General features: G+C 36.5%; 10 protein-coding genes. 6 read left to right on the top strand and 4 right to left on the bottom strand.

The features are described 5' to 3' along the window. Window positions 1-73: 73 nt before the first annotated feature. The 4 genes from I9192_RS12845 to I9192_RS12830 all read left to right on the top strand — a co-directional run bounded on the left by I9192_RS12845 (window position 74) and on the right by I9192_RS12830 (window position 6,294). Entirely contained in the window at window positions 74-1,561 is a 1,488-nt protein-coding gene (locus I9192_RS12845; RefSeq protein WP_005032079.1) for a SmvA family efflux MFS transporter, read from the top strand. 186 nt (window positions 1,562-1,747) lie between these two features. Then, window positions 1,748-2,485, top strand: coding sequence for a hypothetical protein (locus tag I9192_RS12840; protein ID WP_005032078.1), 738 nt, complete (start codon window positions 1,748-1,750; stop codon window positions 2,483-2,485). A 67-nt stretch (window positions 2,486-2,552) separates the two neighbouring features. Then, window positions 2,553-4,784, top strand: a complete 2,232-nt coding sequence (gene dnaX, locus I9192_RS12835; protein ID WP_005032076.1) for a DNA polymerase III subunit gamma/tau — start codon at window positions 2,553-2,555, stop codon at window positions 4,782-4,784. Between the two features lie 790 nt (window positions 4,785-5,574). After that, window positions 5,575-6,294, top strand: a complete 720-nt coding sequence (locus I9192_RS12830) for an MgtC/SapB family protein (protein WP_005032074.1) — start codon at window positions 5,575-5,577, stop codon at window positions 6,292-6,294. A 59-nt stretch (window positions 6,295-6,353) separates the two neighbouring features. Here the strand turns inward: I9192_RS12830 and I9192_RS12825 are convergent, their stop codons facing one another. The 4 genes from I9192_RS12825 to I9192_RS12810 form a co-directional block, all read right to left on the bottom strand. Further along, complete coding sequence (locus I9192_RS12825) at window positions 6,354-6,788, bottom strand: acyl-CoA thioesterase (protein ID WP_004824257.1); 435 nt, start codon at window positions 6,786-6,788, stop codon at window positions 6,354-6,356. 234 nt (window positions 6,789-7,022) lie between these two features. Beyond that, window positions 7,023-8,101 (bottom strand): IS3-like element ISAbe6 family transposase gene (locus I9192_RS12820; protein WP_200149848.1). Its coding sequence is split into 2 segments (ribosomal slippage): window positions 7,023-7,849 and window positions 7,849-8,101, totalling 1,080 coding nucleotides; the frame shifts between segments, so codons are not numbered across the junction. 371 nt (window positions 8,102-8,472) lie between these two features. After that, window positions 8,473-9,279, bottom strand: a complete 807-nt coding sequence (locus tag I9192_RS12815) for an OmpW/AlkL family protein (protein WP_005032071.1) — start codon at window positions 9,277-9,279, stop codon at window positions 8,473-8,475. 712 nt (window positions 9,280-9,991) lie between these two features. Then, window positions 9,992-11,146 carry an iron-containing alcohol dehydrogenase gene (locus tag I9192_RS12810; RefSeq protein WP_005032070.1) on the bottom strand — a complete coding sequence of 385 codons (1,155 nt, stop codon included), beginning with the start codon at window positions 11,144-11,146 and terminating at the stop codon, window positions 9,992-9,994. A gap of 122 nt (window positions 11,147-11,268) precedes the next feature. Here I9192_RS12810 and I9192_RS12805 point away from each other — a divergent pair, with 122 nt between their 5' ends. Together I9192_RS12805 and murB are read left to right on the top strand one after the other, a co-directional pair. Beyond that, a complete protein-coding gene (locus I9192_RS12805; protein ID WP_004824252.1) occupies window positions 11,269-11,781 on the top strand; it encodes a low molecular weight protein-tyrosine-phosphatase in 513 nt (170 codons plus the stop codon). 30 nt (window positions 11,782-11,811) lie between these two features. After that, window positions 11,812-12,840, top strand: a complete 1,029-nt coding sequence (gene murB / locus I9192_RS12800) for a UDP-N-acetylmuramate dehydrogenase (RefSeq protein ID WP_004824251.1) — start codon at window positions 11,812-11,814, stop codon at window positions 12,838-12,840. The last annotated feature ends 9 nt before the right edge of the window (window positions 12,841-12,849 follow it).

Raw genomic sequence — 12,849 nt, 5'->3', positions numbered from 1 at the left:
GTTGGACACTTGTTCAAGTGTGGGTATAATGCGCTACACTTGAACAAGTGTCCAACTTTTAATTAGGTGTGTTATGTACCGCAAATGGGTGATTCTCGCAATCATCGTACTCATTTATTTACCTGTTTCAATTGATGCAACAGTACTCCATGTTGCCATTCCAACATTGAGCACGGCATTATCATTATCCGCCAATGAGATGTTATGGGTAATTGATATTTACTCCCTAATCATGGCAGGTTTGATTTTACCAATGGGTGCATTGGGTGATCGGATTGGTTTTAAACGTCTGATGTTGATTGGTGCCAGTATCTTTGGTGTGGCTTCCTTAATGGCTGCTTTTGCGAATTCAGCCTATATGTTGATAGCAGCCAGAGCATTTTTAGGTGTCGGTGCAGCCATGATTTTACCTGCAACTTTGGCAGGTGTTCGGAATACTTTTTTGGATGAGAAGCAACGAAATTACGCATTGGGTATTTGGGGAACTGTCGGTGGCGGTGGGGCGGCCTTTGGTCCACTACTGGGTGGTTTTATTTTAGAGCACTTTAGTTGCGGCGCTGTTTTCCTGATCAATGTACCGATTATCATTCTTGTGCTAATTTTGACCTTATGGTTAGTCCCTAAACAAACAGTACAAACAAATCAACCTTTAAACCTATTACAAGCCTTGATCTTGGTTAGTGCCATATTGATGTTGATCTATTCGATTAAGACATCAATATATGCATTCGATCTGTCTATAGTATTGGTTTTTGTTGTGGGCTTGGGTTTGCTGACGGGTTTTGTTCGTCATCAACTTCGTACGGTCCAGCCGATGATTGATTTTACTCTGTTTAAGAATCCTGTAATTTCAACCAGTATTGTGATGGCAATGGTTGCTATGATTGCATTGGTTGGATTTGAATTATTGCTTTCTCAAGAATTACAGTTTGTGTATGGTTATACGCCACTTGAGGCTGGACTATTCATCTTACCATTTATGATCGCAATCAGTATCGGTGGTCCTTTTACCAGTATCTTAATGAATCACTATGGTTTAAGACCTGTAGCAACAATTGGAATGTTGATGTGTGCGGTCTGCTTTTTTGGTTTGGCAATGACTGATTTTAATGCTCAAAATATTCAAGCATGGGTGTGGATGGTGTTTATGGGAATTAGCGTCGAAATTGCTTTATTGTCATCTACAGCTGCAATTATGTCAGCCGTGTCTCCAGAAAAAGCGACTGCTGCGGGTGCGATTGAGGGAATGGCGTATGAATTGGGTGCTGGTTTAGGTATTGCTATTTTTGGTTTGCTGTTATCTATATTCTATGCGCAATCCATTGTTATACCGTCTACACTTCCAGAGAGTTTGGTAGCTGGAGTAAGTTCATCCATAGGTGAGGCTTTGTCTGTGATTCAGCATGCAGATCCTGCATTGGTGCAACAAGTAAAACAAGCCGCCTCAGAAGCATTTATCCATTCGCATAGTAAGGTATTGAGTATTTCTGGTGTGATGTTTTTAATTTTGTCAGTATTTGTTTGGCGTGCATTACCTGATAAGAAACAAATAGTAAATTAGTTGCATTGATAGTCTTGTAGTTAGAGCTTAATAGCAGTGTTTGATTGAGTTCTAACATTTTACCATTTGAAGTTGATAATAGTTTTGGCTAATTTTAATTTTTAAATGACTTTGGTTGGATTCATAAACTTTACGCTGTGAAAGCATTGTGCTAAAAAGTGCAAAACTAACTTCGATTTTAATTAAATGATAAAAAGAGAATTATCAATTACAGAATTATTCGGTGTCTTGTCTGTTGTTGCATTAACCATATCTGTATTTTCCAATGCATATTTTTATTATTCTTTAGATGCAATTTGGGTCATGTCGATTTTATCACCTACATTTTATATTTTTGAAATATTGAAAGTTCTTGTATTAATGGCAGGAAGTATTCTTGTTGTTGGCTTTTTAATGGATATATTTAAATGGATGATTAAAAAATCATATAAGTTTAGACAGAAAAAACGTTTCAAATTATCCACTCAAAATATTTTAACTGACTGTAAATATAAAGAAATTTTTAAACAAAATGAATCATTTCAATTTTGGCAAACAACATTTGTCATTGTCATTTGCACCATTATCGTTGTTTTATTTACCTTGTTTGGTTTGATTAAGTTCAATTCAATGCTGTGGAATAGTTTTCTCATTGGATTGACCTTAGGAATATTCACAAATAAGGAAATAAAAAAAGATAAAGAGCTTAAACTATTTGTATTCATTGTCTTTTTTGCATTAACAACTTGTTTCTCTGCACAAATTAAATTAAATGATATTGAAAAATTGCCGGTTGCGAAGTTGAAAAATGACAAAGAACTTATAAATTGGTATGTTTTAGATGGAAGCCAAGACAAGCTAATTCTCTTACAACAAAGTTCAAGAAATGTCATTAAAATCGTCAAATTTGAAGAAATTGATCGAATTATCTCTAATAAAAAATAACTCTACAGTTCTTCATTCACTAATTGTCAAAAAAACAGTATCCTTAGACCTGTAACTAGGAGCTTCCATGTATCAGGTACTTGCACGTAAATATCGCCCACGCAACTTCAATGAATTGGTCGGACAGAACCACGTTTCTCGTGCGCTGACCAGTGCTTTAGATCGTGGACGTTTACATCATGCTTACTTATTTACAGGAACACGTGGAGTCGGAAAAACCACAATTGCGCGAATTTTAGCAAAATGTTTAAACTGTGAAACTGGCGTAACTTCGACACCTTGTGAAGTTTGTGCAACATGTAAAGCTGTGAATGAAGGGCGTTTTATTGACCTCATCGAAATTGATGCAGCATCACGAACCAAGGTTGAAGATACCCGTGAGCTGCTTGATAATGTACCTTATGCGCCTACACAAGGTCGCTTTAAAGTATATTTGATCGATGAAGTGCATATGCTCTCTACGCACTCATTCAATGCCTTGTTAAAAACATTGGAAGAACCACCAGAGCATGTAAAATTTTTATTTGCGACAACCGATCCACAAAAACTTCCTATTACCGTGATCTCCCGGTGCTTACAATTTACATTACGTCCATTGGCTGTGGATGAAATTACCCACCACCTCAGTAGTATTTTAAATAAAGAAGAAATACCAGCAGAGCAAGATGCGATTTGGCAAATTGCGGAATCTGCACAAGGTTCATTGCGTGATGCCTTGTCTTTAACTGATCAAGCAATCGCTTATGGTCAAGGTGCAATTCATCACCAAGATGTTAAAGAAATGTTGGGCTTGATAGATCGAACCATTATTTATGATTTGATTTTGGCAATACATCAGAATCAGCGGGAACGTGTCAGTCAGTTGTTATTACAATTTAGACAGCAAGCCTTAGATGTTTCACTGGTTTTGGATCAATTTATTTCAACATTACATGAGTTGGCAATGTTGCAATATTTGCCAGATCTCAGCCTAAAATATAGTGCTGAAATAAATCAAAAAATTATGCAGTTATCGAAAATCGTCTCTGCTCAAGATTTACAGCTCTATTATCAAATTGCATGTAAAGGACGGGCTGAGTTGCAACTTGCTGTGACACAAGAGCAAGGTTTTGAAATGACGGTATTGCGTTTACTTGCTTTTAGACCAATGCAAGTCAATGAAGTTGTAATTTCTCAACCACAACAGCATATTGAAAAGCAAGCGCTTTCAGTTGAAACTCAAGATAAACCTTTGGATATTGAACCTCATCAGACTGTAAAATCATTTGCACAAGCAAAAGATCAGAATCTGATTGATACTAAGATAGACGATGAGGCAAAGATAGACGCTGAAGTTAATATAAAAAGTGAGGCTATTGAACCTGATCTATCTCAACAACAGTTGGAGCCATTAAAATCTGATTTTGCTGTAATGCCACAAACACTCCCTGTAGTGAGTGATCCTGCTTTTGATGCAGTTGAGGATGAGTTATCACAGCAGATTATTGAAGATCATGAGCCGTATAGTGATGATGCTTTTAATGAGCAATTCATTGAAGATATTGATAGCACAGTAAACACAGCACAAATACAGACTGTGGTTACTGAACCATCTCTAATCATTGATCAGCAGGCAAATCATAATGTTCAAAATGAAATGTCTATTGATTCTACCGCACCAGATTTAACGCTCTTTGGTGCTGAGCTTCATTCACAAAGTACAAATGAAAATTCTTTAGCATCAACAGCAAATCAGGATGTGTTCTTTTTAGCTCCTGAAGCACAAGATCAACAGCTTAATATTGAAAATGCTGAAGCTATCCAAAAACAGCAGCCAAGTGAAAATCAAGTTCAGGTGGTTAAGTCTGAGAATCAATTAGGCTCCTCTGATAATGCGCAAACACCGCAACAAATATTAACGTTACAATCTCAAGATTTAGAAGGAGATTGGACTGTTGATAAATGGGAATATTGGTTTAGAAACAGCTCGCTTTCTCCTGCTGTTCAAGAACTGGCACAACATGGTTTGATGATGGGTATGATTAATGGTCAGTCTATTTTTCAAACTTCACCAAAATATGAAAAATTACTGAATCAAGCGCAACATGATCTAGAAGCAGCTTTAAAGCAACAATGGTCACAAACGATATTTACAGTTCAGTATGGTGAGGTCGAGTCGATTACACCGTATATGATGCAAAAAGAACGTAAAGTGCGTGCTTTTGATCGTGCAGCTGAAATGCTTCAACAAGAGCCCGTAGTAAAAAGTTTGATTGATGCATTTGATGGTCAGATTGAAAATATTCAACTCAAAAGTTAAATACATTCTTCGATAACATTTGATCTGCATTCAATATAATCATATATAGAGGATGGGTGGTGTTTAGTGTGCAACAGGGACGTTGCCAGTGCATCAAACAAGGCAGGCTAAAACTTAAAGTGTGACTGCATACAAAATTTTAATATTGTTGAATGATCTTATAAAATAAATATCAATTAAAAAATGCGGTTTTTATTTAATGACTTTGTGGTTATAATCGCGCCAATTTCAACAAAGGGGTATCTAAAAATGCCAAATAGTTCGTCGAGGTGCTGTAGTTTATCTATAGTGATTCTAACTTATTAAGCAAGGTACTTTTGAGAATGTTGTCTTGCAATAAGATTGCATTTCTATTTTTAAATTACATTTCCTCCTTAAATAAAATGCCTACTCAAGGTCTGTTTTTATATCTCTCGTTTTATCGTCCTGTTATTAGGGGCTGTGGTTAAAATTATCTCAGGTTACGTTATGAAACTTAAGAATAGTCTCGCTATTCTCTTCATTTCCTTGCGGAGTATACTCCTCATGCCTGCTCAATTTTAACCTACAACGCAAGCCATTTATGAAATGTCCACAGCCCCTAATGTAAAGAAGGCAACTTTGGTTCAAATATCAGACTATTTATATCTAACTGATTTTTTGAAATTGAAAATCTTTAAAGTGTTGAGTTTTAATACTTTGCAATACTTTTGTCATTTGCATGTGATAAAACAGTGAAGGATTTTTATTCCGTTATTCATGAGATATCAAAGATATAGACCATAAATTAAAATAACTGTGGAGCGTATAGATGCAACTCCAATTTATGCAACATTTAGAATTAACAAACATGCTTGATACATTGATTAGTCTTTTTTCTGCCTTTATTTTAGGTGGTTTGATTGGATTTGAGCGACAGTATCGACAACGTACAGCTGGTTTGAGAACCAATGTTTTGGTGGCTGTGGGTGCTGCTATTTTTGTTGATATTGCCAATAATTTAACTGGCGCTGATGGTTCTGTTCGAGTAATTGCCTATGTTGTTTCTGGTATTGGCTTTTTAGGTGCAGGCGTGATTATGCGCCAAGAGGGTAATATTCAAGGTCTGAATACGGCTGCAACGCTATGGTGTTCTGCCGCCGTGGGTGCAGCAGCAGGCTGTGATCGTATTGTTGAAGCATTATTGGCAACACTCTTTATTTTGGCTGCAAATACTTTGCTACGTCCGATTGGTCATATTATCGACCGCAAGCCACTCAATGTTGAGTCAGAAATGCAACATGAAATTTATGTGGTGTGTCAAAAAGAACATAGTAAGTATGTTATGGATGAGTTGAGTAAAGCTTTAAAGCATTATCACTTTCCAGCCAAAGATTTTGACGTAGAGCCTTTTGGAGAACAAGATGTTGAGATTAAGGCAATTTTGATTGCAAACTCGGTTGAGGAAAAAGAAATTCAGCCCATTATTGAAATGTTAAATCAAATGCCTGAAGTCAGTCAGGCTTTTTGGGATCAAAATACTTTAGCTTAAAATATTATCTTTGAAATATAGTTTATTCGATCTGGCTTAGCTATAGAGCTTAAAATGAATTATTCACTAAGATAAATCTGCAAAGCATCTCGCATATCTTGAGGGATTGGGGTGCTTTTTTTTGTCTCACGAGAGACAAATACATGAACAAATTGCCCCTGAGCTGAAGCTTGGCTTTGTCCTTGTTTAAAAATTGCTAAATCATAAGTCAGTGAAGCGTTTCCTATTTTTGAAATGGCAACGCCTACTTCAATAATTTCGGGATAAGTGAGTTCTTGAAAAAAATCACAAGAAGAATTTACAACTAGGCCAATGATCGGCGATTGATGGATATCAAAGTCCGCTTTTTGAATTAATAATGCATTGGCTGCGGTATCGAAATAACTATAGTAGGTTACATTATTCACATGACCATAAATATCATTGTCAGCCCAACGTGTTTGAATTGGGAAAATAAAGGCATATTGATCACGTAATTTTATTTGTGGTTTCATTTTACTTTACTCTGCGCTAAACGGACATTTACATTAAAACGATGACAGTGTGAATAAGAAGCGATGTACATCAAATTTAATCAATTTCTCATCATATCATTCTACAAGACTGAATAGATATGACGATGTTTTTCGTATAAAGCGTATCTTTTATACAATTTTAGATTTATTTATCTTACTGATACGGTAATACTCCCATTTTTAATTGATTTTATAAGTAGAAAGGCAAAGTCCTTATGATTGTTTAAATTTAGGTGGTTTACCATCAACTGACATATGTGGTCGTTCATGATTATAAAAGTGTTGCCATATCGTTGTATAGTCTTCAACTTCTTCAAGCTCTCGAAATAAATATTGATTCAAACATTCATATCTAACCGTCCTGTTGAAGCGTTCAACATAAGCATTCTGTTGTGGATGACCTGGTTGAGTAAACACATGCTCAATTCCATGTTGAGTACACCACGCTTGCATTAAATCACTAACATACTCGGGTCCATTATCACTACGGATACGCTTTGGCTTACCTCGCCATGCAATTAATTGGTCTAATCCCCTCAGCACTCGTTGAGCTGGCAAAGAAAAATCAATCAATATATCCAGTGACTCACGGTTATAATCATCAATAACATTGTGAATTCGGTAACTGCGACCATCACTCAGTTGGTCATGCATAAAGTCCATTGACCACGATTCATTTGGTGTTGATGGTACTGTAAGCGGTTCAGGCTTTATTCGCTGAATGCGTTTGTTGGGTTTAATTCGTAGGTTAAGCTCAAGCTCCTTATAAATTCGATAAACACGTTTGTGGTTCCATGAGTAGCCTTTGACATTACGTAGGTATAAGAAGCAAAGCTGAAAGCCCCAAGTCTTATTCTCATTGGTAAGCTTCAGTAGCCAGTCTGCAATCATCTTATTTTGCTCATCTAATTGAGCTTTATAACGATAACAGGTTTGACTAAGTTGAAAGATGAAGCAAGCTTTACTCACTGAAATCTTGAATTGTTCAACGGCTCGCTGAGCAAGAGATTTACGTTGTACAGGCTTTATAACTTCTTTGACAGTGCATCCTGAAGAATATCTGCTTTAAGGCGTTCGTCAGCATACATACGTTTCAGACGAGCATTTTCAGCCTCTAATTCTTTAAGTCGTGTCATCATTGAAATATCCATACCTCCATATTTCGCTTTCCATTTATAAAATGTAGCGGAACTCATACCATGTTCACGGCATAAGTTAGGCACAGGTGTTCCTGATTCAGCTTGTTTTAAAATACTCATGATTAAGCTATCTGAATATTTAGATGTTTTCATAAAAAATCTCCTTGAACAGGATTATTCGATTTTCTACTTTTGAGTTCAATTATTTTGAGGGGGGATTACCATACCATCTAAGAAAACTTGGATAATAGAGATCAGACATTTTCACAGCCTTATATTTTAACAAAAATTTTAATTGATTTACTTCAGTGATGTCTTACTTTCCAGAGATGACAAAGATCTTTTATGGGATGAGAGCGTTGTTTGTTTTTATTCAAAATGATGATGGTTTTAAAGCGATTCTATTTTGTTGGATACATCGCAGGATGATATGTATTAAGGATGATTTAAAAAATAAAAAGCTCATTAAGTATGACTCAATGAGCTATAGAAAATGAAGACTGATCTCAATCAGACTTCATTAATTAGAAACGGTAGCCTAGACCTAAATAAGTCACAATTGGTTTAATTTCGATACTGCTTTGACCTGAGATCAATGTTGTAGTACCAGCTGGTGTAGTACCATTTACATTTAATTTAGCTTTAGTTGTAAGGTGCGCATAAGACACAGAAGCTGTTGCATACCAGTTTTTGTTGATGTTGAAATCAGCACCAAGAATAGCCACTGGTGCAAAAGCATCATCAACTTTTACTTTACCCAATTCTGGATTGAACGGAGCAAGATAAGGATTTGCCTTCAGTGCCTGATTAATCGCGCGGTCAGTTTCAACATTTGAGAAGTGAGCATACATCAATCCAGCACCAACATAAGGGCGGATTTTATTGTTGATCGAGCCAAAGTGATAACGACCAGAAATGGTTGGTGTATAGGCATCTGTAGTTGCAGCTTTGTCATATTTGCTGAGGTCAATGACATTGATCCCATGAACTTTAATGCTGCCTTTGCCTGCAAGTTCCATTTCAGGAGGTGCGCCCAAAGTTAATTCTAATGAAACGTTATCATTGACGAAATAATCAAGCATCAAACCTGCAGTATCAGCATTTTGTACTTCAAAACCAGCATCAGGATTAGCTGCTTGTAAATTAGCCAAGGGACCTAAGTAAGGTGAATTACCTGTTTTCCCATTGACACCTTGTCCCTTACTTTGTGGCATTACATGCAACCAACCTGTAGAAACAGCAAAAGTTTTACCGTCTGAAGTCGCTGCATGAGTAACAGTGTTTAAGCCAAACGCTGCTAATGGTAAAATCGCCAATGTAAGTTTTTTCATAGAATCATTTCCAATACTGTCTGTTATCTTAATTTCCCGATTAAGATCGTCGGCGATTTTAGAGTAATTATTTTAGAAGTTAAACGGAAAACACGGTAAATTATCAACCAGTCAGTCATACAAATAATAAGTAATTAAAATAATATTATGATAATTAAAGTTATAAATAGATATTTTCTAAAATACGCAATAATCTATTTGATTAAAAAATAGAATTTTATTGACTGTTTTTTGCACATGTTGATAATTTAAGGTTTTTCTTGTGAAGATTTGTTCGCGGATTTTAGCAATTTCTTATGCTAGAGGAATCAGGCTAGTCTTTCATGATCAAAAGACAGTTTTTACTTTTTGTTTGAAATGTAGTGCATTACCTAAGTAAATCGCTTTATAGCTTAACTGTATTTAAAGATGATTTTACAACATCAATCGCAAGCATTCTGATGATGTGTTTTAAGTTGGTTGATACTTTACAGATGCTTGTAATAAAGATTTTTTTAGATATCACTTGGCAGGTTTTGTGAAACTCAGTGATGCTAAGTCAGCAAAACCTAAGGTAGACCTCGTAAAATATCTCTATTCAGCTGGTTGTGATTAAAGTCTTCCTCAACTGCATTTCGAAACTCGACAATAGTATGGCGATTGTTGGTATTTCACTTCTTGTTTATGTCGTATTAATCGATAACGCAATGTGCTGTTGAAATCTCAATAGACCCTAATAAATTGCCTGATAAATGTTGAGTGTATCGGTGTAGTTTAAAACCTTAGGATTGTTTTGTAATAAGCGTGTTTGAAGCATTGCATCTTCTGCAAGGACTTCAAGTTGTTGAGATTGTACATTTAACTCTCTCAGTTTTAGGGTTAAGCCACTATTGTTGAGATGGTTTTGCATATGGTCGATAAATAAATCACAGAGACCTTCAACACTGCCTTTACTATATGGATCTAACCATTGCATCAGTTCAGCGTAGTGAGCTTTGGCTTCAGAGGCATTAAATTTTAAAACCTCTAATAGAACCAAAGCATTGGTGTGTCCATGAGATAAGTGGAAATGTCCACCTAATGGATAGGCAAGGGCATGAACAGCGCCAACAGGCGCGTTGGCGAATGCTTGTCCTGCAAGCATTGACCCTAGAAGCATATTTTGACGTGCTTGCACATTCATCCCATCCGCCAAGACAAGTTTCAAGTTTTTATTGAGAAGTTTCAGCGCTTGTTTTGCCAACATGTCAGCATAAAAGTTTTTCTTTATTTTTGAAGTATAGGCTTCGATGGCGTGCACCATTGCATCAATGCCAGTTGCGGCTGTGATATGTGGTGGCAGACCAGTGGTAAATGTGGCATCAAGGATTGCGATATCCGCATATAAGATCGGTGAGACAATTCCTGTTTTTGTCGTTTCACCTGTCGTAACAATGGAGATCGGCGTAACTTCAGAACCAGTACCGGCAGTGGTTGGAATCAGAATTAACGGAAGTCTTGGTCCATGAACATTATTGATACCGTAGATCTCTTGAATACTTTGGGTTTGTTGAGCATGAGCCAGTACTGCAATAAGTTTGGCAACATCCATTGAGCTGCCTCCACCAAAACCAATCACAACATCGACTTGATTTTTTTTGGCAAACTCCACTGCGGATAGAACAATATGTTCTGCAGGATCAGCCTGAACGTCAGCGTAAATTTCATAAGCCAAATGAGCATCTTCTAAAATTTTCAGTACAGGTAAATGCAGTGCATGTTGAATCATCCCTGCATCTGTTACAAGCAAGGCTTTTTTATATTTGTTAGCTAAAATTGTCTTTAATTCTTGGACTGATCCTAGCCCAGAAATAATATTGGCTACAGTTTGAAATTGGAAATGCTGCATTGTGTACTATCCTTAATCTGTCATCACAAAATTAACATTATTGTTTTAAGGTTCTATAGGATTCACTTGCTAAATAACTTAACATAAGCGCTTATAAAAGAAATGATCATTTGAGGCGGTTTATGTTATCCAAAATGCCATACAAGGTTTTATGTGTGTGCTTAGGAAATATCTGTCGTTCACCTACAGCAGAAGTCGTCTTGCGACATTATTGTAATGAACAGCAATTGAACGTGATTGTGGATTCAGCTGGAACGAGTAATTATCATCCGAATAAATCACCTGATCACCGCAGTCAAAAACATGCAATAAAAAGAGGCTATGATCTTTCAGATTTGCGTGCTAGACAGTTAAAAATACAAGACTTCTTGGATTTTGATTTAATTCTTGCAATGGATCATGAAAATTTAGCGAATATCAAATCTTTACTTCAACAAGCGATTCAACAATTTGGTGTACAGTCTGTTAAAGCGCAAGTTGCGCTGATGAGTGAACATGATGCTGATTTTCCGAAGCAAGCCATTCCTGACCCTTATTATGGTGAAGCAGATGGATTTGAGCGTGTTCTTGATCAATGTGAGTCAAGTAGTTTAGCGTGGGTGCAAGTTTTTCAGCAACAGTTTCAATATAAGTAATTGATATACATTAGGAATGAAATTTAAGTTATGAATATTGAATCTCAGGTTCAACTTAAACCATTTAATACACTCCGTTTAGACTCAGTTGCATCACATTTTGTCAAAGTACAATCTGTTGCTGACCTTCAAAGCGCACTGCAATTTTCCAAACAAAATAATTTAAATGTGCTGGTTCTTTCAGGTGGAAGCAATATGATTCTTCCTGAGCATATTCATGCCCTGGTTGTTGCGATCGATATACAGGGGATAGAGTTTATCGGTGAAGATGAACGGAGTAAAACAATAAAGGTGGGTGCAGGGCAAGTCTGGCATGACTTTGTATTGTGGACGACTTCACAGCATCTTTATGGTTTACAAAACCTTGCATTGATTCCTGGTTTGGTAGGTGCTTCTCCTGTACAAAATATAGGGGCTTATGGCGTTGAAGCAGGTGAGTTTATTGAATCTGTGGAAGTATATGATCGTGAATTAGAGCAAATGCATTCCATCTGTGCTCAGGATTGTCAATTTTCTTATCGTCACAGTATTTTTAAAGATGATCCAAATCGTTATGTTATTACTCATGTGATTTTTAGATTACTGAAACAGGCTGATTTAAAAATCAACTATGGTGATTTAAAAGCAGCAATGGCAGATGACTTGAGTGCGGAGAATTTGCAAAAACAAGTCATCCAAATTCGACAAAGTAAACTTCCTGATCCTAAGGAATATCCAAATGTCGGAAGTTTCTTTAAAAATCCGATTATTGGGCGAGATGTATTTTCACAATTAATTGCAAAATTCCCTAATATTCCACATTATCCTCAAACAGAGGATCGCGTTAAAATTGCAGCTGGTTGGCTGATTGACCAATCAGGATGGAAAGGTAAGCAACTTAATCAAGTCGGCATGTTCCATAAACAAGCTTTAGTTCTGGTGAATTATGCGGATGCAACATTGTCAGATGTTCAAGCGGCTTATCGAGCTGTTCAGCGGGATGTGTTTGATCAGTTTGCTGTGCAGTTAGAGCCAGAACCTGTACTTTTTAACGAAATGGGATTAATTCAGAACCATTAACATTGAGTC

Origin of the sequence: Acinetobacter bereziniae, assembly GCF_016576965.1 — a bacterium.
GTDB classification, from domain to species: domain Bacteria; phylum Pseudomonadota; class Gammaproteobacteria; order Pseudomonadales; family Moraxellaceae; genus Acinetobacter; species Acinetobacter bereziniae.
The sequence above is the reverse complement of the archived record's forward strand: the minus strand, read 5'-3'. Positions and strand labels throughout refer to the sequence as shown.